The 20,109-nt window shown below is 71.6% G+C and carries 20 protein-coding genes and 1 pseudogene; 15 read left to right on the forward strand and 6 right to left on the reverse strand.

Annotated elements, in window-relative coordinates; all coding sequences use genetic code 11:
- Positions 1-113: 113 nt before the first annotated feature.
- From mshA to LDL48_RS12825, 3 genes are all read left to right on the forward strand, one after another.
- The gene (gene mshA / locus LDL48_RS12815) at positions 114-1,367 is read left to right on the forward strand and encodes a D-inositol-3-phosphate glycosyltransferase (RefSeq protein ID WP_225255446.1); all 1,254 of its coding nucleotides are present in this window, start codon (positions 114-116) and stop codon (positions 1,365-1,367) included.
- The gene (locus tag LDL48_RS12820) at positions 1,361-1,846 is read left to right on the forward strand and encodes a type III secretion system chaperone family protein (RefSeq protein ID WP_225255298.1); all 486 of its coding nucleotides are present in this window, start codon (positions 1,361-1,363) and stop codon (positions 1,844-1,846) included. The genes mshA and LDL48_RS12820 overlap by 7 nt, the downstream gene beginning before the upstream one ends.
- 65 nt (positions 1,847-1,911) lie before the next feature.
- On the forward strand, positions 1,912-2,763 hold the full coding sequence (locus tag LDL48_RS12825) for a hypothetical protein (protein ID WP_225255299.1): 852 nt from the start codon (positions 1,912-1,914) through the stop codon (positions 2,761-2,763).
- Between the two features lie 646 nt (positions 2,764-3,409).
- Here LDL48_RS12825 and LDL48_RS12830 read toward each other — a convergent pair.
- A pseudogene (locus LDL48_RS12830) lies at positions 3,410-4,732 on the reverse strand (MDR family MFS transporter); the annotation flags it as partial.
- 135 nt (positions 4,733-4,867) lie between these two features.
- Here LDL48_RS12830 and LDL48_RS12835 point away from each other — a divergent pair.
- Positions 4,868-5,623, forward strand: a complete 756-nt coding sequence (locus tag LDL48_RS12835) for a phosphoglyceromutase (RefSeq protein ID WP_372472119.1) — start codon at positions 4,868-4,870, stop codon at positions 5,621-5,623.
- Positions 5,624-5,665: 42 nt separating this feature from the next.
- On the opposite strand, the gene phoU is transcribed toward LDL48_RS12835, so the two are convergent.
- The gene (phoU, locus tag LDL48_RS12840) at positions 5,666-6,319 is read right to left on the reverse strand and encodes a phosphate signaling complex protein PhoU (protein WP_225255301.1); all 654 of its coding nucleotides are present in this window, start codon (positions 6,317-6,319) and stop codon (positions 5,666-5,668) included.
- 194 nt (positions 6,320-6,513) lie between these two features.
- Between phoU and LDL48_RS12845 the strand changes: the two genes are divergently transcribed.
- A complete protein-coding gene (locus tag LDL48_RS12845; RefSeq protein WP_225255302.1) occupies positions 6,514-7,797 on the forward strand; it encodes a sensor histidine kinase in 1,284 nt (427 codons plus the stop codon).
- 21 nt (positions 7,798-7,818) lie between these two features.
- A complete protein-coding gene (locus LDL48_RS12850) occupies positions 7,819-8,502 on the forward strand; it encodes a response regulator (RefSeq protein ID WP_225255303.1) in 684 nt (227 codons plus the stop codon).
- 19 nt (positions 8,503-8,521) lie between these two features.
- Here LDL48_RS12850 and LDL48_RS12855 read toward each other — a convergent pair whose 3' ends face one another.
- Complete coding sequence (locus tag LDL48_RS12855; protein ID WP_225255304.1) at positions 8,522-9,394, reverse strand: DUF3109 family protein; 873 nt, start codon at positions 9,392-9,394, stop codon at positions 8,522-8,524.
- Positions 9,395-9,505: 111 nt separating this feature from the next.
- On the opposite strand from LDL48_RS12855, the gene LDL48_RS12860 reads away from it, so the two are divergent.
- Positions 9,506-10,321, forward strand: coding sequence for a sugar phosphate isomerase/epimerase family protein (locus LDL48_RS12860; protein ID WP_225255305.1), 816 nt, complete (start codon positions 9,506-9,508; stop codon positions 10,319-10,321).
- On the opposite strand, the gene LDL48_RS12865 is transcribed toward LDL48_RS12860, so the two are convergent.
- Positions 10,308-10,844 (reverse strand): CGNR zinc finger domain-containing protein, encoded by a 537-nt coding sequence (locus tag LDL48_RS12865; protein ID WP_225255306.1) that lies wholly within the window; start codon positions 10,842-10,844, stop codon positions 10,308-10,310. The two genes, LDL48_RS12860 and LDL48_RS12865, sit on opposite strands and share 14 nt — an antisense overlap.
- 123 nt (positions 10,845-10,967) lie before the next feature.
- Here LDL48_RS12865 and LDL48_RS12870 point away from each other — a divergent pair, with 123 nt between their 5' ends.
- From LDL48_RS12870 to LDL48_RS12890, 5 genes are all read left to right on the forward strand, one after another.
- Positions 10,968-11,888 carry a proline dehydrogenase family protein gene (locus tag LDL48_RS12870; RefSeq protein ID WP_225255307.1) on the forward strand — a complete coding sequence of 307 codons (921 nt, stop codon included), beginning with the start codon at positions 10,968-10,970 and terminating at the stop codon, positions 11,886-11,888.
- Positions 11,889-12,073: 185 nt separating this feature from the next.
- Entirely contained in the window at positions 12,074-12,286 is a 213-nt protein-coding gene (locus LDL48_RS12875; RefSeq protein ID WP_225255308.1) for a helix-turn-helix domain-containing protein, read from the forward strand.
- Between the two features lie 70 nt (positions 12,287-12,356).
- Positions 12,357-12,575 (forward strand): 30S ribosomal protein bS22, encoded by a 219-nt coding sequence (locus LDL48_RS45375; RefSeq protein WP_443667673.1) that lies wholly within the window; start codon positions 12,357-12,359, stop codon positions 12,573-12,575.
- Positions 12,576-12,680: 105 nt separating this feature from the next.
- Positions 12,681-13,781: an NAD-dependent epimerase/dehydratase family protein gene (locus tag LDL48_RS12885; RefSeq protein ID WP_225255309.1), complete on the forward strand. Its 1,101-nt coding sequence runs from the start codon at positions 12,681-12,683 to the stop codon at positions 13,779-13,781.
- Complete coding sequence (locus LDL48_RS12890; RefSeq protein ID WP_225255310.1) at positions 13,778-14,818, forward strand: lysophospholipid acyltransferase family protein; 1,041 nt, start codon at positions 13,778-13,780, stop codon at positions 14,816-14,818. The genes LDL48_RS12885 and LDL48_RS12890 overlap by 4 nt, the downstream gene beginning before the upstream one ends.
- A gap of 70 nt (positions 14,819-14,888) precedes the next feature.
- On the opposite strand, the gene LDL48_RS12895 is transcribed toward LDL48_RS12890, so the two are convergent.
- A complete protein-coding gene (locus tag LDL48_RS12895) occupies positions 14,889-16,112 on the reverse strand; it encodes a DUF5667 domain-containing protein (protein ID WP_225255311.1) in 1,224 nt (407 codons plus the stop codon).
- Between the two features lie 181 nt (positions 16,113-16,293).
- Positions 16,294-17,151, reverse strand: coding sequence for an ECF subfamily RNA polymerase sigma factor, BldN family (locus LDL48_RS12900; protein WP_372472123.1), 858 nt, complete (start codon positions 17,149-17,151; stop codon positions 16,294-16,296).
- 483 nt (positions 17,152-17,634) lie between these two features.
- On the opposite strand from LDL48_RS12900, the gene LDL48_RS12905 reads away from it, so the two are divergent.
- The 3 genes from LDL48_RS12905 to LDL48_RS12915 are packed head-to-tail and all read left to right on the forward strand — an operon-like array spanning position 17,635 to position 20,100.
- Positions 17,635-19,149, forward strand: coding sequence for an AMP-binding protein (locus LDL48_RS12905; protein ID WP_225255312.1), 1,515 nt, complete (start codon positions 17,635-17,637; stop codon positions 19,147-19,149).
- On the forward strand, positions 19,146-19,412 hold the full coding sequence (locus tag LDL48_RS12910) for a glutaredoxin family protein (RefSeq protein ID WP_225255313.1): 267 nt from the start codon (positions 19,146-19,148) through the stop codon (positions 19,410-19,412). The genes LDL48_RS12905 and LDL48_RS12910 overlap by 4 nt, the downstream gene beginning before the upstream one ends.
- A 46-nt stretch (positions 19,413-19,458) precedes the next feature.
- Positions 19,459-20,100 carry an HAD family hydrolase gene (locus tag LDL48_RS12915; protein WP_372472120.1) on the forward strand — a complete coding sequence of 214 codons (642 nt, stop codon included), beginning with the start codon at positions 19,459-19,461 and terminating at the stop codon, positions 20,098-20,100.
- Positions 20,101-20,109: the final 9 nt, after the last annotated feature.

Raw genomic sequence — 20,109 nt, forward strand, 5'->3', positions numbered from 1 at the left:
GAGTGGGGAAGATGAACGGCGGCGTAACGGTTGAACGTTACGTTTCCCCCTTTCGGAAGGACACGAACGTGGCTGAGCTGCCGGCTGCCGGGCCCTGGCCCACCCCTCGGCGGATGGCCACACTGTCGGTGCACACGTCGCCCCTGGAACAGCCGGGCACCGGCGACGCCGGCGGCATGAACGTCTACATCGTCGAGGTGTCCAAGCGGCTGGCCGCGCGTGGTGTCGAGGTGGAGATCTTCACCCGGGCCACCGGCAGCGAGCTGCCCCCGATCGTGGAGATGGCCCCCGGCGTACAGGTGCGGCACGTCACCGCCGGCCCGTTCGAGGGGCTGTCGAAGGAGGATCTGCCGTCCCAGCTGTGTGCGTTCACCAACGGCGTGCTCCGGGCCGAGGCCGCGCAGCCGCCCGGCCACTACGACCTCATCCACTCGCACTACTGGATGTCCGGCCAGGTCGGCTGGCTGGCCCGGGACCGCTGGGGCGTGCCGCTGGTACACACCGCGCACACCCTCGCCAAGGTGAAGAACCGGTTCATCGCCGAGGGCGACCGGCCCGAACCCAAGGCCCGGGTGATCGGCGAGGAACAGGTGACCGCGGAGGCGGACCGCCTGGTCGCGAACACCCGGTTCGAGGCGCAGGACCTGGTCACCAGCTATGACGCCGACCCGTCCCGGCTGACCGTGGTGCAGCCTGGGGTGGATCTCGGCCGCTTCCGCCCGGGCGTGGCCGACCGGCGCCGGCTCGGGCTGCCGGAGCGCGGCTTCGTGGTGGCGTTCGTCGGCCGGATCCAGCCGCTCAAGGGCCCGGACGTGCTGCTCACCGCGCTCGCCGAGCTGCGCCGCCGGAACCCCGGAATGGCGGTCACCGCGGTCATCTGCGGCGGGCCCAGCGGCAGCGGCCTGGACCGGCCGACCTCGCTGATCGAGCTGGCCGACGCGCTCGGCGTGACCGACGCGGTGCGTTTCCTGCCGCCGCAGACCGGCGACGACCTGGCGGCGCTGTACCGCGCCGCCGACCTGGTCGCGGTGCCGTCGCACAACGAGTCGTTCGGCCTGGTCGCGCTGGAGGCACAGGCCTGCGGTACGCCGGTGGTGGCCGCCGCCGTGGGCGGTCTGGTCACCGCGGTGCGGGACGGGATCAGCGGGGTACTGGTCGACGGGCACGACCCGCGCGACTGGGCCCGGGTGCTGGACCGGCTGCTGGCCGCGCCCGGGTTCCGGGCCGAGCTGTCCGCCGGTGCGGTGGCGCACGCCGCCGACTTCTCCTGGGACCGGACGGCCGAGGGGCTGCTACGGGTCTACCGTGAGGCGGTGACCGAGCACCGCGCACTGATCGGGGCCCGGCTGGAGGCGTACGCATGGTGACCGACCTGATCGAACGCGTCTGCGCCGAGCGGGAACTGCCCTGCGAGCCCATCGGCGACGCGTCGTACGCGGTCACCCTGCCCGGCACGCACAAGCTCAAGACGGTCTGCAATCTGATCGTCGGCGAGCACGCGCTGCGCATCGAGGCGTTCGTGATGCGCCAGCCGGACGAGAACCGCGAGGAGCTGTGGGCCTGGCTGCTGCGGCGCAACGCCCGGATGTACGCCGTGGCGTTCTCCATCGACGCCGCCGGTGACGTCTATCTCACCGGCCGGGTCGCGCTGCGCGGGCTGGACGAGGAGGAGTTGGACCGGCTGCTCGGCTCGGTGCTGACCTACGCCGACGAGTCGTTCGACACGATGCTGGAGATCGGGTTCGGCACCGCCATCCGCCGCGAGTGGGACTGGCGGGTCAAGCGCGGTGAGTCGACGGCGAACCTGCAGGCGTTCGCGCATCTGGCCGAGCGTCCGCGCGAGTAGTCCCGATCACTACGGGTAAGGGATCGGTGAAGGACCCCCGACCGATCACCGAGAGGGTGAACCGCATGGCCGCAACCAAGACCAGTCGCAACGACACCCCGAACACCCCGGATGTGGACGAGAGCAAGATCGCCCGGATGAAGGTGGACGACCTGCGCCGCGAGCTGAAGAGCCGCGGTGTTAAGGGTACGGCCGACCTGAAGAAGCCGGAGCTGGTGAAGAAGCTGATCAAGGCCTCGGTCAGCAGCACCAAGTCCGGGCGGAGGAGCGCGGCCAAGAATCCGACCGGTCGCAACGACACCCCGAACACCCCGGACGTGGACGAGAGCAAGATCGCCCGGATGAAGGTGGACGACCTGCGCCGCGAGCTGAAGAGCCGCGGTGTGAAGGGCACGGCCGACCTGAAGAAGCCGGAGCTGGTGAAGAAGCTCATCAAGGCCTCGGTCAGCGGCGCCGGCCCGGCGAAGTCGAAGTCCGCCTCGGCCAAGGCGACGTCCGCCTCGGCCAAGTCGGGCGCACCGAAGTCGAGCGCCGCGAGATCCGCGAAGGCGTCCGGCGGCAAGCGGACCGGGAAGAAGACGTCCGACTCGCTGAAGTACGCGCAGGAGATCCGGTCCACCGAGGACCGTCCGGAGCGGGCCGGCCGCAGCCTGGTCACCACGGACCACGAGGTCATCCGCAGGTGGGCCAGTGCCCGCAAGGCGGTGCCGGCCACCGTGGCGGGCACCGAGCACGACGGTCACCTCGGCGTGCTGCGGCTGGACTTCCCGGGCTACTCCGGCGACCGGTTGACCGAAGTCAGCTGGGACGACTGGTTCGAGGCGTTCGACAAGCGCCGCCTGAACTTCATCTTTCAGGAGAAGCAGTCGGGCGGAAAGCGCAGCAACTTCTTCCAACTTGAAAATCCGGACGAGTAGTCCGTTCGGTCAGCTGTGACGGTTCAGACAGATGGCAGACAGCCAACTGGCTTGTAAGCCTTGACCGCCCCAACTAGCGTGGTCGATAGACGACGAACCGTTAGTTCGGGGAACGGGCCAGCCGCATTGCGGTTGCCGCGGTTCGGCGTTTGGGGACGGGTGGCAACAACCGTTGGGGGACGGTGCGACCCGAGACCGGCGGTATGTGCGGGCGACGCCTATGGGGATGGGCGTCGTCCGCCGCCGCCGGCGCTTTCGTTTGTGGGCCTTTCGGCACCGACTTCGCTGCTCACCGATTCTGCGTCCGGCCCGGTCGTTTCCCCTATGCATTCTGCGTTCTGAAACACAGTCGAAACATTGGCGTCGGGAATGCGGGGGCGAATCGTGCCCGCCACAGTCGGTTCAGGCGAGATCTGCCGTTTCACTCGTCTGGCGCCGAGCGGTCACCACGAGCGTTCCGGGCCGAGTGGCCACCGCGAGCGTCCGGCGCCGAGTGGGCACCGCGAGCGTTCCGGGCCGAGTGGTCACCACGAGCGGCCAGGGCCGAGTGGGCACCACGAGCGTCCCGGGCCGAGCGGCCACCACGGGCGACCGGCTCGGCGACGGGCTCGGCAACCGTCGGTGGCGGGATGACCGGCGAGGGGACGGGTGCCGCTCCGGCGACCGGTGTGTCCGCGGCTCCGGGCGCGGCGTTCGCCGCCAGCGTCGTCACCGCGCCGGCGGGTGCGGACTCCGTCGCGCGCAGCGCGGCGATCCGGCGTTCCCGGGCCGGTCCGGACAGCAGCTGGGCCAGCGCCACCGCCGCGCCCAGCCCCGCGCAACCCAACCACAGCGTGGCGTCGCCCAGATGCTCCTGGACGAACCCCCCGGTGATCGGGGCCAGCGCCGCGCCGGCCGCCCAGGACAGCGAACTCACCCCCTGGTAGCGCCCGCGCAGTGCGGCCGGCGACAGCTCCGCGATCAGTGCCGAGTTCGACGGCGACTGGAGCATCTCGCCGAGCGTCCAGATGACCACGGTCACCGCGAAGAACCAGGCGCTGTCCGCGAACGCCACCAGGCCGAAGCCGATCCCGACGATCAGGGTGGCCAGCGACAGCACCCGGGACCGGTCGTGCCCGGCGATGAGGCGGGGGATGAAGAGCTGGCCGGCGACGATCAGCACGCCGTTCACCGCGATCACCCCGCCGAACGTGGCCGGGCCCAGGCCGTCCGCGCTCATCGCGATCGGCAGCGTCGACATGTGCTGGAACATCACCAGCACCGCGCCCAGGTTGAGCAGCAGGAAACCGATGAAGACGCGGTCGCGGAACACGGTGCCGAGGCCGGCCCGCGAGGCGGATCCGGCGGCCCGCGAGGCGGATCCGGCGGCCCGTTGCCCGGCCGGCCGTGCCGGGCTGGTCTCGGCCAGGAAGATCAGGCTGATCAGCGCGGTGATCAGTGTCGTGCCCGCGTCCACCAGGAACAGCAGCAGGTAGTCGACCTGGGCGGCCAGGCCCGCGCTGACCGAGGCGACCGCGAAGCCCAGGTTGATCGCCCAGTAGTTCAGCGAGTACGCCCGGACGCGGTCCCGCTCCGGCACGACGTCGATCATCATGGCGGAGAACGCCGGCCGGACCCCGTCGGCGAAGATGCCGAGCAGGAACGCGGCCGCGACGATCTCCCGGTAGTCGTCGGCGAGGCCCAGGCAGACCATCAGCGTGGCGGCACCGAACTGGGCGGTCAACAGCGTGGGGCGCCGGCCCCACCGGTCGGCCAGCACGCCGCCCACCATGGTGCCGATCGCGCCGCCGGCGCCGTACAGGCCGATCACCAGGCCGGCCTCGCTCTGGCTGAACCCGCGCTCCCCGGTCAGGTAGATGGCCAGGAAGATGACCACGAAGGCGCCCAGGCGGTTGATCAGTGTGCCGGTCCAGAGCAGCCAGAACGTCCGCGGAAGTCCACCCGCGGCCTGCCGCAACCAACCCCGCACCGCGCACCCCCGTAAGCACCGCCATGCCTTAGCTGCCTTACAACGTAGTGACCGGGATGGGTGCCCGCAGCCCGATTTCCACGTGGTGGTCGCCACCGAGGGTCCCGCGCACGCAGGTCAGCGTCTTGCGGCAGGATGGGAGGCATGACTGGGACCTTGGTGCTGCTGCGGCACGGTGAAAGCGAATGGAACGCCAAGAACCTCTTCACCGGCTGGGTCGACGTCGACCTGACCCCGAAGGGTGAGGCCGAGGCCCGCCGCGGCGGCGAGCTGCTGCGTGAGACCGGGCTGCTCCCCGACGTGGTGCACACCAGCGTGCTGCGCCGCGCGATCCGGACCACCGAGCTGGCGCTGCACGCCGCGGACCGGCACTGGATCCCGGTGCGCCGGTCGTGGCGCCTGAACGAGCGGCACTACGGCGCCCTGCAGGGCAAGGACAAGAAGCAGACCCTGCAGGAGTACGGCGAGGAGCAGTTCATGCTCTGGCGCCGGTCGTACGACACGCCGCCGCCGCCGATCGACGAGAACGACGAGTACTCGCAGTTCCACGACGCGCGGTACGCCGCGCTGCCGCCGGAGATCAAGCCGCGCACCGAGTGCCTCAAGGACGTGCTGCTGCGCGCGCTGCCGTACTGGTACGACGCGGTGGTGCCGGATCTGCGTGCCGGGCACACCGTGCTGGTGGCCGCGCACGGCAACTCGCTGCGCGCCATCGTCAAGCACCTGGACCAGATCTCCGACGAGGCGATCGCCAAGCTCAACATCCCCACCGGGATCCCGCTGCGCTACGACCTCGACGAGAACCTCCGCCCGGTCACCGCGGGCGGGACGTACCTCGACCCGGACGCCGCCAAGGAAGCCGCGGCCGCCGTGGCCAACCAGGGTCGTTGACCGGCACGGGTCCGGGGCGCCCCCGTGGCGCCCCGGAGCCCGTCACCCCCGATTGCCGGCCGGTTCCCCGGTGATCAGGTAGATCATCTGCTCGCCCACGTTCACCGCGTGGTCGGCGTACCGCTCGTAGAAGCGGCCCAGCAGCGCCCCGTCGATCGCGGTCTCCGCGCCGTACGGCCAGTCGTCGTGCAGCAGCACCTTGAACAGGTCCCGCTCCAGGTCGTCCATGGCGTCGTCGTCCTTCTCCAGCTCCGCCGCCAGGCCGGCGTCGGGCCGCGCCAGCAGCGTGATGATCTTCTCGGCCATCCGCTCACCGGCGTCGGCCATCTCCCGGAACACCGGACGCAGCTCGGCCGGCACGGCCGGCGACGGATGCCGCCGCTGCGCGGTCTTCGCCACGTGCTCCGCGAGATCGCCCATCCGTTCCAGGTCGGCCGAGATGTGCAGCGCGGTGATGACCTTGCGCAGGTCCGACGCCACCGGCGCCTGCCGGGCGATGGTGTCCGCGACCTTCGTCTCCACCTGCGCGTAGAGCGCGTCCACCTCGGCGTCGCGCGCCATCACCGCCCGGGCCGCCTCGATGTCGGCGGTCAGCAGCGCGGTGGTCGCCTTGCGCATCGCCGCGCGCACCGACTCCGCCATCGTCACCAACAGGCGACTGACCTCGTTGAGGTCGGCCTGAAACTCCTCGCGCATGTCGTCGTCCTCAACCGGCTCGGGGCCGGCCCGTCCCGGGCCCGGCCTGATGGGCCAAGGCTAGGTCGGCGCGGCGGCCTCGACGTGAACGGCGGTGAACGACGCCGGGCGCGATGGTGAACATTGCTCGACGTAGGCCCGATATGTCTCGATTGAATTCCTGTCCAGGTAAACAATGACCCTACGATCGCCTCGTGGACTGGGTTTACGGTGTCGGCCTCCTGGCCGCCCTCGCCATCGGCGTCGGGGCAGGCCTGACGGTCGCCCGCATCCGCACCGCCCCCCGTGCGACCCCGCCCGCCGCGTCGCCGAAGCCCAAGGGAGGACGCGCCATCGACACGGACGCCAAGCAGCCCGACGGCAAGCCCGCGCTCAAAGGGCTCGGCCGCAAGAGCCTCGACTCGCTGCGCGTCGGCGTCGTGGTGCTGGACGCCGACGACCACCCCGTCCTCGTCAACCCGGCCGCCCGCGCCATGGGTCTGCTGCGGTCCGGCGGCGCGCCCGGCACCATCGCGGCCCACCCCATCCTGCGTACCCTCGCCGGTCAGGTCCGTCGCACCGGCGTGCGCCGCGAAGTCGAGCTGGACCTGCCCCGCGGTCGCGGGGGTGGCGCACAGGCGCCGCTCGGCCTGCACCTGCGGGCCGTCGCGCTGAACACCACCCACGTCGCCGTCGAGGCCGCCGACGTCACCGAGTCGCACCGGCTCGCCCGGGTCCGCCGGGACTTCGTCGCCAACGTCAGCCACGAACTGAAGACACCCATCGGCGCGCTGCAACTCCTCGCCGAGGCCCTGCTCGACGCGACCGACGTGACCGCCGTGCCCAAGCCCGACGAGGAGACCTCCGAGGATCTGCTGGCCGCGCGCCGCTTCGCCGAACGCATCCACCACGAGTCCGCGCGGATGGGCCGGCTCGTCAACGAACTGCTCGAACTGACCCGCCTGCAGGGCGCCGAACCGCTGCCCACCCCGGAACCCATCGCGCTGGACTGGGTCATCGCCGAGGTCGTCGACCGCACCCGCACCACCGCGTCGGCCAAGACCATCGAGGTGCTCTACACCGGGCCGCGCGGCGCCACCGTGTACGGCAGCGACAGCCAGATCGCCACCGCCGTCACCAACCTGGTGGAGAACGCCATCGCCTACTCCGGCGAAGGCACCACCGTGTCGCTGACCATGCGCGCCGACGACGACTGGATCGAGATCGACGTCGCGGACCAGGGCATCGGCATCGCCCCACACGACGTCGACCGGATCTTCGAACGTTTCTACCGCGCCGACCAGGCCCGTTCCCGCTCCACCGGCGGCACCGGACTCGGGCTGGCCATCGTCAAGCACATCGCGACCAACCACGGCGGTCGCGTCACCGTGTCGAGCACACTGGGTGGTGGCTCGACGTTCACCTTGCGCCTACCGGCGCGTCCCCCGGAAGCCCCGCTGCCGTTACCGGCGGCGATTGAGATCGAGTCCGGCGCATAAGCGCACACGAAAGGAAACCTAGTGGCCCGCGTTCTCGTGGTGGAGGATGAGGAGTCGTTCTCCGACGCCTTGTCATACATGCTGCGCAAGGAGGGCTTCGAGGTCTCGGTCGCCCCGACCGGAACCTCGGCGCTCACCCAGTTCGACCGGACCGGCGCCGACATCGTCCTGCTCGACCTCATGCTCCCCGAGATGTCCGGCACCGAGGTCTGTCGCCAGCTGCGGCAACGCTCGGCCGTACCGATCATCATGGTCACCGCCCGGGACAGCGAGATCGACAAGGTGGTCGGCCTGGAGATCGGTGCCGACGACTACGTCACCAAGCCGTACTCGCCGCGCGAACTGGTCGCCCGGATCCGTGCCGTGCTGCGCCGGCAGGGCGCCGACGTGGCCGAGGTGACCACGCCCACGCTGGCCGCCGGCCCGGTCCGGATGGACGTGGAACGGCACGTCGTCACGGTGGACGGCTCGTCGGTGCAGTTGCCGCTCAAGGAGTTCGAGCTGCTGGAACTGCTGCTGCGCAACGCCGGCCGGGTGCTGACCCGGGGGCAGCTGATCGACCGGGTGTGGGGTGCCGACTACGTCGGCGACACCAAGACGCTGGACGTGCACGTGAAGCGGCTGCGCTCCAAGGTCGAACCCGAGCCGTCCGCGCCCCGGTACATCGTCACGGTGCGGGGGCTGGGCTACAAGTTCGAGCCGTGACCGGACCTGCGCCCCGGGGTCAGGCGGTGGGCGGGGTGGCGGGTTCGCGGCCGCCGCGCTTCACCGGTGCGGCCTTGGCGCGGGCCTTCACCGTGGCCGGGTGCTCGGCCACGATGCCGGCGGCCAGGCGGGCCTCGCACAGTTCGGCCAGCCGGTCGTAGGCGTCCTGGCCGATCAGAGCGATCAGCTCCGGAGCGTACGAGCGGAACATCGGCTCACTGCCCACGTGCGCGTCCGGTGACGACGTGCACCACCAGTCCAGGTCGTGGCCGCCGGGGCCCCAGCCGCGCCGGTCGAACTCGCTGAGCGTGGACTGCAGGACCTTCGTACCGTCGGGGCGTTTGATCCAGTCCTGCTCCCGGCGCACCGGGAGCTGCCAGCAGACGTCCGGCTTGTACTTGAGCGGGTGGACGCCGTCCCGCAGCGCCTGCGCGTGCAGCGCGCACCCGCCACCGCCGACGAAGTCGGTGTCGTTGAGGAACACGCACGGGCCGTCCTTCCGCTGCACCGCGGTGCGCCGGGCGGGTTTGGCACCGTCGATGGTGTCCATCTCGGTGTAGTTCTTGAAGCCGCGCCGGTAGTGCTGCCAGGTCTCCGGGGTGAGCGTGGCGGCGGCGGCCTTGACCCGGTTCTCGTCGTCGGCGTCGGTGAAGAAGGCGCCGTGCGAGCAGCAGCCGTCCTCCGCCCGGCCGGCCACGATGCCGTGGCAGGCGGTGCCGTAGACACAGGTCCACCGGGACAGCAGCCAGGTCAGGTCGGCGCGGACCAGATGCTGGTCGTCGGCGGGGTCGGTGAACTCGATCCATTCCCGGGGGAAGTCGAGATGGACCTCTTCCGCGCGTGCGGCGGCGGCCGCATCCTTCAAGATGCGTAGCTGGGTGCGGCGACTCACCTGCGCCAGCGTACGCGGGCGGGTGACGATCGTCGGTCCGGCGTACGGTTTGGTCTGTTATGCACCCTCACCGGCGGGGGACGGGCGCGCGGCGGGGCTACGCTGGGAGACGTGAGTTCCCGCGTTCCCGTGCTCCTGTCCAGCTCCTCGGTGTTCCCGGAGCCGACCGCGGCCGCGTTCGAGATGGCGGCCACCGTGGGCTACGACGGTGTCGAGGTGATGGTGTGGACCGACGCCGTCAGCCAGGACGCCGGCGCCCTGCAGGTGCTGTCCGACCATTACGACGTGCCGGTGCTGTCCGTGCACGCACCGTGTCTGCTCGTCACGCAACGGGTGTGGAGCCCGGACCCGTGGCAGCGGCTGGAACGCGCCGCCGAGCTGGCCGAGACGCTGGGCGCACCGACCGTGGTGGTGCACCCGCCGTTCACCTGGCAGCGCGACTATGCCCGGAACTTCGCCGGCGGACTGGCCGAGGTGCAGGCGCGGCACCCGGACACCATGTTCGCGATCGAGAACATGTACCCGGTGCGGATGGCCGGGCGGAGCTTCGTGCCGTACGTGCCGGGCTGGGATCCCACCGAGGCCGGGTACGACGCCTACACGCTGGACCTGTCGCACTGCGCGGCGTCGCACACTGACGCGCTGGCCATGGCGGACAAGATGGGCGCCGGACTCAAGCACGTGCACCTGGGCGACGGCACCGGCGAGGGACGCGACGAGCATCTGGTGCCGGGCCGCGGCACCCAGCCCTGCGCGGAGCTGCTCCGGTCGCTGTCCGGGCGCGGCTTCCGGGGCTCGGTGGCGCTGGAGGTGTCCACCCGCAAGGTGAACAGCCGGGCGGTGCGCGAGGCGGATCTGCGCGAGTCGCTGGAGTTCGCCCGTCGTCACCTGGCCCCGGCGGACCGGCCGGTCGTCACGCCGGGGTGAGCGTGGCGGCCCGCTTGCGGGCGCGGTGGGCGGCGACGTGCGAGCGGGTGGCGCACCGCTCGGAGCAGAACCGCCGGCAGTTGTTCGACGAGGTGTCCAGGTAGACGTTCCCGCAGCGCTCGTCGGCGCAGATGCCGAACCGGGCGCTGCCGTACTCGCACAGCCACACCGACAGGCCCCAGACCGCGCCGGCCAGGTATTCCGCGCTGACCGAGGCGCCCCGGCTGGTGACGTGCATGTGCCAGTCGCTGGCGTCGTGGCCGGAGATGCGCGGCTGCACCGGGAACGTCTCGAGCAGCGAGTTGAGTTCGGTGACGGCGTCGGTGTCGCGGCCGGAGGTGCCGTACTCGAAGACGTCGCGGAGCCGGCGCTGGGCGCGGCGGAAGACCGCCACGTCCTTGTCCATGACTTCGTCGCGCATCCAGCTCTGGTCGTCGGAGAACAGTGCGCGCAGCGCGGCGAGTTCGTCCAGGTCGGCGTTGACGAGGTCGACGGCGGTCCGGGCGTACGCATCGAAGTTCACCCGACAACCGTAGCGGGGCATGGCCAGGACGGACATGGGTGTGGCACGGGACTGCACGGACGGAGGAGGCCACCGGAGTGGCTCTGCGGTGAGGGGTTGACGTACGGGCGATACGCTCGGCGCATGCTCCGTTCCGTCTTTCTCGCCGCCGCCGGTTCGTCGCGGCTGCAGCGGCTGGTCGAGTCCGCGCCCGTCAGCAAGGGCATCGTGCGCCGGTTCGTGGCCGGGAGTGCGGTGGAGGACGCGCTGCGCGCCAGCGGTGAACTGGCCGCCGAGGGCCTCGCCGTCTCGCTCGACTACCTGGGCGAGGACACGCTGACCGCGGAGCAGGCGACGGCCACCCGGGACCAGTACCTGACCTTGCTGCGCCGGCTCGCCGAGGCCGGGCTGACGCCCGCGGCCGAGGTCAGCGTGAAGCTGTCGGCGCTGGGGCAGAAGGTCGACGACCGGATGGCGTACGACTACGCGCACGCGATCTGTGCCGCCGCGGCCGAGGCCGGCACCACGGTCACGCTGGACGCCGAGGACCACACGACCACGGACTCGACCCTGGAGATCCTGGCGGAGCTGCGCAAGGACCACCCGTCGACCGGCGCGGTGCTGCAGGCGTACCTGCGGCGGACCGAGGGGGACTGCCGGGAACTGGCCACGGCGGGTTCCCGGGTGCGGTTGTGCAAGGGCGCGTACGCGGAGCCGGAGTCGGTGGCGTACCAGTCGGCGCTGGACGTGGACAAGTCGTACGTGCGGTGCCTCACCATCCTGATGTCCGGCGCGGGCTACCCGATGGTGGCGACGCACGACCCGCGGTTGATCGCGATCGCCGAGGACCGGGCCCGCTGGTTCGACCGCGGCCCGGACGAGTACGAGTTCCAGATGCTGTACGGCGTCCGCCCGGAGGAGCAGGCCCGGCTGGCCGGGGACGGTCACGTGGTCCGGGTCTACGTCCCGTACGGCGACCAGTGGTACGGCTACCTCATGCGCCGGCTGGCCGAGCGGCCGGCGAACATGGCGTTCTTCGGGCGCGCCCTAGCCTCACGAAAGTAACCTTTCGGGCGAATTCCGGCTTTCCGGCGGCGTGGCGGGTTGACTTTTTTGTAGCCATTTCACGGAACGTGTCGCGGTGGTAACAGCCGTCTCGATACCGTACTGATGACACGCGCGTGAGCCCGCCGCGGCGCAAGGCTGACCGGCCGCGGTGGCACCGCCAGCGAAAGGATCGGTGCGAGGAGATGACGGGTCCAGCCCAAGCCGAGGAACGCCTTTCCGAGGTCCGGTTCCTGACCGTGGCCGAGGTGGCCGCCCTCATGCGGGTCTCGAAGATGACCGTCTACCGGCTCGTGCACGGCGGCGAACTGACCGCCGTCCGGGTGGGCCGGTCGTTCCGGGTGCCGGAACACGCCGTCCACGAGTACCTTCGCGGGGCGTTCAGCCAGACGGCCTGACCGGCCGACCAAGCCACCGGACCAGGGGTCGTGTTGGTCCTGTCGAGGCGGGGCCGCTACGCTGGAGCGGTTGGTTCCCGGGTTGTGCGCGCTGTCGCGCCGGATCCGGGCCGCCGTCCAGATCGGATGCGGGCCGCCTCGCGTGCGCGCCCGGATCGACCCCGCATGGTTTTCGAGAGGCTTTCGTATGGGCTCCGTGGTCAAGAAGCGCCGCAAGCGTATGGCGAAGAAGAAGCACCGTAAGCTGCTGCGCAAGACCCGCGTCCAGCGTCGCCGTCTCGGCAAGTGACGGCCGGCCGGGCGCTCTGCCCGGCCGTCGCCCACTTGCCGTCCACAACGCCGTTCCGCGCGGTGTTCCCCGGTTTCGACGCTTCGCATCGAGAGGTGCGCACCCGTGGTGACGTCTTCAGCCGCGGCTCCGCCGAGAGTCGTCGTGGTGACCGGGGTGAGCCGCTTCCTCGGCGCGCGCGTGGCCGCCCGCCTGGCCGCCGATCCGCGGATCGAGCGCGTCATCGGCCTGGACCCGAATGAGCCGCCGGCCGGCCTGGCCGGCCTGCTCGACGACGTCGAGCTGATCCGGGCCGATGCGCGCGCCGCGTCCGGCGCCATCGCCGATCTCGGCGCCGAGGCCATGGTGCACCTGGCCGTGACCAGCGCGCCGGATCCGCACGCCGGTGGCCGGGCGGCGATGAAAGAGCAGAACGTCATCGGCACGATGCAGCTGATCGCCGCCGCGCAGGCCGCGCCGAAGCTGCGCAAGCTGGTGATCCGCTCGTCCACCGCGGCGTACGGCGCGTCGTTCAAGGACCCGGCGGTCTTCACCGAGGAGACCGAACCCCGCGCGGTGCCACGCGGGTCGTTCGCACGCGACATCCTGGACATCGAGGGGTACGTCCGCGGCTTCCGCCGGCGCCGCCCCGGCGTGGACGCCACGGTGCTGCGGTTCGCGCCGTTCCTGAGTTCGACCGCGGACACCACGCTCACCCGCTATTTCTCCCAGCCGCTGGTACCGACCGTGTGGGGCCGGGACGCCCGGCTGCAGTTCGTGCACGTCGACGACGCGCTGGAGATCCTGCACCGGTCGGTGATCGAGGACCATCCCGGCACGTTCAACGTCGCCGGTGCGGGGGTGCTCTCGCTGTCCCAGGCGGTACGCCGGGCCGGCCGGATCTCGGTGCCGCTGCTGGAGGGCACGCTGTCGTCGGTGGCCGCGGTGGCGCGTACCGTCGGCATCGGTCAGATCGGCCTCGACCAGATCGACCTCTTCGTGCACGGCCGGGTGGTCGACACCACGCGGCTGGTGCGGGAGTTCGGGTTCACCCCGCGCACCACCGCCGAGGCGTTCGAGGACTTCATGCAGGGGCACCGCGCCGGGTCGACGCTCACCGCGGACCGGCTCGCGGCCGCCGAGCAGGCCATCCTGGACGGCATCCGCCGGGTCCGGGCCGCGGCCGAACAGACCGCCGACACCGCAGTGGGAGGCGACCGGTCGTGAGCCAGGAAGAGCGGCGCCGGGCCCTGCCCGGGCACAGCGACTTCACGCTGCCCGCCGCGGCCGCGCCGAAGGCGGTGAACGGCCGCCGCCCGGTGCCGCGGGCGGGCCGCCGCACCCAGGCCGCCGACGCACCGGTGCCCGACGCGCCGACGTCCGACGCACCGGCGCCCGAACCGGAGCAGCCGGCCGACGTCGTGGACGTGTGGGACCAGCGGATCGCCGGCGCGCTCGCGTTCCTGCGCCGCCGGCTGGCCGGTGCCTACGAGATCGACGACTTCGGGTTCGACCCGGAACTCACCGACTCGGTGTTCTATCCGATGCTGCGGGTGCTGTACCGCGACTGGTTCCGCACCGAGGTGTACGGCATCGAGAACGTGCCGGACACCGGCGGCGGCCTGCTGGTCGGCAACCACTCCGGCACGCTGGCGCTGGACGCGGTGATGCTCTCGGTGGCGCTGCGCGACCGGCACCCGCAGGACCGTTACCTCCGCCTGCTCGGCGCCGACCTGGTGTTCCGCATGCCGATGCTGTCCGAGCTGGCCCGCAAGGCCGGTGCCACGGTGGCCTGCCACCCGGACGCGGAACGGCTGATGAGCGCCGGCGAGCTGGTCGGTGTCTTCCCGGAGGGCTTCAAGGGCATCGGCAAGCGGTACGCCGACCGGTACAAGTTGCAGCGGTTCGGCCGCGGCGGCTTCGTGTCGGCGGCGCTGCGGACCGGCACCCCGATCATCCCGGTGGCGATCGTCGGCGCCGAAGAGGTCTATCCGATGCTGGCCGACCTGAAGCCGCTGGCCCGCCTGCTCGGCGTGCCGTACTTCCCGGTGACGCCGACGTTCCCGTGGCTCGGGCCGCTGGGCCTGGTGCCGCTGCCCAGCAAGTGGCTGATCCAGTTCTGCCCGCCGATACCGACCGCGCACCTGACCGAGTTCGCGGACGACCCGATGGTCGTCTACAACCTGTCCGACCAGGTGCGGGAGACGATCCAGGCGACGCTGCACACGCTGCTGGAGAAACGGCCTGATCCGTTCGGGCCGTGACACCCGTTATGCTGCAGACGAGGGGCGGCCCGGTAAAACCCGGCTCCGCCCCTCGCCACGCGCACTGTCCTTACTTGCCGAAAAGGCCGTCCAGCAGTCTGCCCAGCGGGCGCTCGCCGGGCTCTTCGGCCGGAGCGGGCTGCTCCGGCGGCGGCTCGCCGACCAGTGGTTCCCCGGTGACCTGCTGCGCCGGTGGCGTGCTCAGGTCGGTGTCGGCCGGCGCCTCGGTGGTGGTGGCGGTGGTGCCGGTGGTTCCGGCGGTGGCGGCACCGGTGGCATCCGGCACGGCCGTCGGCCCGGTACGTTCCCGCTGGTCCCGTGCGGTGCCCTGGCCGGCGTCCGGGTTCGGCTTGGTGCCGACTCGCTGACCCTGGCCCTGCGGTGCCTCGTCCTTCGGCGCGGATCCGTTCGTGCCGGTGACGCAGTCGCGCAACTTCGGGCCCAGCTCGTCCACGCCGGCCGACGCGACGGTGTTGCAGGCCAGGCCGGCGCGGAGCGTCTCGGTGCGGGTCTGCACGTCGTCCAGCAGGGTCAGCGACTCCTGCGCGCGGGTGCGGTTGCCGGCGCTGAGGCGGTCCAGGATCGGCTCCATGATCCGCTGCTGGGTGATGACGAAACCGTCCACCGTGGTCAACGGTGCCACGTCCCGGCGCGCCACCGCGGAGCTGGTGAGCAGCTTGACACCCTGCCGGGTGTCGGCGTCCATGTCCGCCAGCACCCCGCCGAACGCGCTGTCGCTGCCGGGCAGCGAGGCCGCTTCGGCGAGCCGGGTACGGGCGAAGTCCAGGGCCAGCTGCCCCCGCGTGTCGTCCGAACCGGCCATTGCCAGCTGGGCCCGCTCGGTGGACCGCTTCACGCCGTACAGCGCGTCGCCGGGTGACGCGTTCTCACTGGCCGCGGAGATTCCGGAGACGGCCATCGCACCGGCCGCGACACCGATCACGATGGCGCCGCGGGCCCGGACCCGTCGGCCGAAACCCCGGGTGAAGAAACTGCCGCGCGGCTGCGGGACGGCGGCGTGGCCACCGCCCGTCTCGACGTCCGCGTCCGACGCGGTGGCGCCGATCCCGTCGCGGTCAGCGGTGGCCACGAGCATGGCTCGCAGGCCGACACGGAACTCGGAGTCGACCTGCACCCCGGATCGGGCCGCGGAGAGGCTGTGGCCGATCGCGACCAGTTCGGCCAGTTCCTCGTCTGCCGGTCCACGGGTGTGGTGCCGGCGGCTGCCGCTGGTCTCGTCGAGAAGCTCCGCGAAGCGCTCGGCGCTCCGGCGGTCGAAGAAATCGAAGCTCACCGTGGGCACCTCCCTTCGCTCGTGACTGTCTCACCGGCGGCATCGCCGATGAATGCGGCCATGGTGATGAATGGGTCATCGGGTACCGGTCGCACCGGGACAAACGCGCGAGTTGCACCCCTGGTTACGGGTGCGAGCAGGCCATACCCGTCTTGGGAGATCGACATCGGGAAAAGTTCCGTCACCACTGGAACCCTTCGGGCAGCAGCCGGGCGAGTGCCCGGACGGCCCGGTACTGGAGGGCCTTGATGGCACCCTCGTTCTTGCCCATGGTCTGTGCGGTCTCGGCGACCGAGAAGCCCTGCAGGAATCGAAGCACGATGCACTCCTGCTGCTCCGGGTTGAGCTGCTTGACCGCGGTCAGCAGTGCCACGTTGGTGATGTGGTCCACCACGGCGGCCTCCGGGCTGCCCTCCGGCCCGCGGTCCTCGCGGTCCGCGTCGAGGACGTCGCCGGTGGTCACCTCGAGGCGGTACCGCCCGGACTTGAAGTGGTCGGCGACCAGGTTGCGGGCGATGGTGACCAGCCAGGCGCCGAGGTCGCGGCCCTGCCAGGTGAAGCTGCCGATGCGCTTGAGAGCGCGCAGGAACGTGTCCGAGGTCAGGTCCTCGGCGAGCTGGCGGTTGCCGACCCGGAAGTAGACGAACCGGAACACCGTGTCGACGTACCGGTCGTAGATCAGGCCGAACGCCTCCGACTCGCCGGCCTGCGCGCGTTCCACCAGGGCCCACACCTCGGCGGCGGCGTCCGACGGGTCGGGCCGGGCCGGATACTTCGGCGGTTCGGTCGACGGCGGCCCGGTGGTGCTCTGGGTCGGTACGACGACGGCCGGGTCGGCGTCCGCCGGCACCGCGTCCGCGGCCCGTTGCCCGGGTGCCGGCTGGGCCGGCATCGGCGGGCGGCCGGGCATCGCGACGCGACCGCCCACCGGTTTGACGTTGCCGCCGGGCGGCACGTGCCGGCCCGGCGACTCGTTCAGGTGCGGCGGCCGGTTCCGGGTGCGTTTCGGGCTGTCCCCGCGGATGGCGTGCGCCACCATGCCGTCGACGGTCTGGCGTAGGACGCCCAGACCTTCGCCGAGCGCGTAGCGCGCCGCGAAGACGTCACGGCTGTACGGGTCGCCGGCATGGGCATGACTCACTGCGCCTCCTCGCACCGGCGGGGCCTCTGCGACGACCGCGAATCCGTCCCGCCAGAGCGGCATTCGAGGTAACTCAGTGCTGGGTGTGGCACAGCGGCCTCCTCGGGGTGAGGGGTTGTCACTCACAAGAAAGGGGTGGGGTGGGCCCGTGAACTGCCAGGCCGACCTCACCCGCGGGTGTGGAGTCCGTTACACGAGCGTGAAGTATCGCGGCCTCCGAACACACGGAGTCGCACACCGTGTGCGCTGCGCAAAAACATCCCGAAGTGGCGCAGACAAGACAACAAGAACGTCTGTCACCATGTCGGACACCGTCGTGGCGGAAACGGACAGGAAGTCCGTCGCCCCCCGAACGGGGGTTCTGTGCCAGACTCGGGCCTCGTGGCAGACGAAGCTCCCGATGCGGTCGCCGCCGCCGCCCGCCGTCGACCCGGCCATGTCGCGCTGATCGCCGGCGACACCTCAATCACCTGGGCCGATCTCGACGACCGGGTGGACCGGGCGGCCGGCCGGCTGCGCGCGGAGTGCCCGGAGGGCGGCGCCCGGGTGGCGATCGTGCTGGGCAACACGGTCGAGTTCGCGGTCACCTACTTCGGCGCCCTGCGGGCCGGGCTGGTGGCGGTGCCGCTGAACCCCGGCTACACCCCCGACGAATTCGCACACGCGCTCACCGACTCCGGCGCGGCCCTGGTGGTGGCGGACGAGGCGGTACACGGCCGTCTGCGGTCGGGTGCGCCGCCGCTCGTACCCCCGTCGTCGCTGGCGTCCGGCGAACCGCCGGCCGCGTCCGCCGGCCCGGCCCCGGATCGGCTCGCGGTCCTGCTCTACACGTCCGGGACCAGCGGGCGGCCCAAGGGCGCGATGCTCAGCCACGCCGCGCTGGACGCGAACCACGAACAGCTCGACCGGATCGACCCGCCGGTGGTCGGCCCGGACGACGTGGTGCTGCTCACCGTGCCGTTCTTCCACGCCTACGGGCTGAACACCGGGCTCGGCACGGTCGCGCACCACGGCGGCACCGGCGTCCTGGTGGACCGCTTCGACCCGGCCGGGTCGCTGGCCGCGATCACCCGGCACCGGGTCACCGTCGCGGTCGGCGTGCCCGGCATGTATGCGGCGTGGTCCCGGCAGCCCGACGCGCGCCAGGCGTTCGCCGGCGTGCGGACCGCGGTCTGCGGCGCCGCGCCGCTGGACCCGACGGACTCGGCGCGCTTCACGGCGGTCACCGGTCAGACCGTGATCATCGGGTACGGCCTCACCGAGACCGCCCCGGTGCTGACCACCACCGCGGTCAGCGACCGGACCAAGACCCACGCCATCGGCCGGCCCCTGCCCGGCATCTCGCTGCAGCTGCGCACGGCCGGCGGCGAGGTGTTGTGGCAGGACGGCTCGGCGTCGCCGGCCGAGGACCTGGCCGACCTGGACCTGTCCGTGGCCGACTCGGCCGGCACCGATCCCGGCGAGATCGTGGTCCGCGGCGCCAACCTGTTCTCCGGGTACTGGCCGGACGGCGCCGGCGGCCCGGACCCGGCCGGCTGGTGGCCCACCGGCGACATCGCGTACGCCGACGGCGACGGTGACCTGCACCTGGTCGACCGGATCGGCGAACTGATCCTGGTCAACGGGTTCAACGTGTACCCGGCCGAGATCGAACGCGTGCTGGAGGCGCACCCGGGCGTCGCCGAGGCCGCGGTGGTGGCCGCCGCCGACCCGGACACCGGGCAGACCCCGCACGCGTACGTGGTGCCCGCGCTCGACCCCCCGCCCACGATCGCGGAGCTGCAGGTCTTCTGCGCCGCGCACCTCGCCCGGTTCAAGCTGCCGCGCACCATCGAGCTGGTGGACGGCCTGCCGCACTCGGCGACCGGCAAGGTCCGCAAGAGGGAGTTGACGTGACCGACGGCACCCGCCTGACGCTGATCAGCCGCCCCGGCTGCCACCTGTGCGAGGTGGCCGAACAGGTGCTGGACCGGGTTGCCGGGGACACCGGCGAGAGCTGGACCCGGGTGGACGTGACCGATTCGGTTGAGCTGGAACGCGATTACGGCGACCGGGTGCCGGTGCTGCTGCTGGACGGCAAGGAGCACGGGTACTGGCGGGTCGAGGAGGACCGGCTGCGGCGGGACCTGGCCCGGCCCCCGGGTGCGCCGCGGCTCTAGGAAATCCGGCGGCCGGGTGTCGTACCCGGGCGCTAGGGTGCTGGCCGTGGCGCGATCTCATCTTGTCTGGGACTGGAACGGAACCCTGCTGGACGACCTGACCCTGGTGGTCTCGGCGTCGAATTCTGCGTTCACCGCGGTCGGCGGGCGCCAGGTCGACGCGGACGAGCACCGTCGGCAGTTCCGCCGGCCGGTCGCCGAGTTCTACGCCGAGATCCTGGGCCGGGCGGTGGACGCCGAGGAGTTCGGCCGGCTGGACCGGATCTTCCACGACGCCTACCGGGTGGGTCTCACCACCACGTCGCTGGCCGCCGATGCGCAGGCCGCGATCAAGAGCTGGCCGGGCACCCAGTCGCTGCTGTCCATGTGGTTCCACGACGAGCTGGTGCCCGCCCTGGAGACCTACGGCCTGACCGGCATGTTCACCCGGGTCGACGGCCTGCGCACCGAGGTGGGCGGCGACCTCAAGGCCGGTCATCTGGCCCGGCACCTCGCCGAGCTGCGGGTGTCCGGTGACCAGGCGGTGCTGGTCGGCGATTCGCTGGACGACGCCGAGGCCGCCGCCTCGGTCGGTGCCGCGGTGGTGCTGTACACCGGTGGCTTCACCGATCCCGCGCGGCTGCGCGCGTCCGGGCACCCGGTGGCGGACACGTTGGTGGAGGCGATCACGGTGGCGCGCACGCTCTGATACCTGCGG

Source organism: Jidongwangia harbinensis (genome assembly GCF_020216025.1).
Lineage (GTDB): Bacteria > Actinomycetota > Actinomycetes > Mycobacteriales > Micromonosporaceae > Actinoplanes > Actinoplanes harbinensis.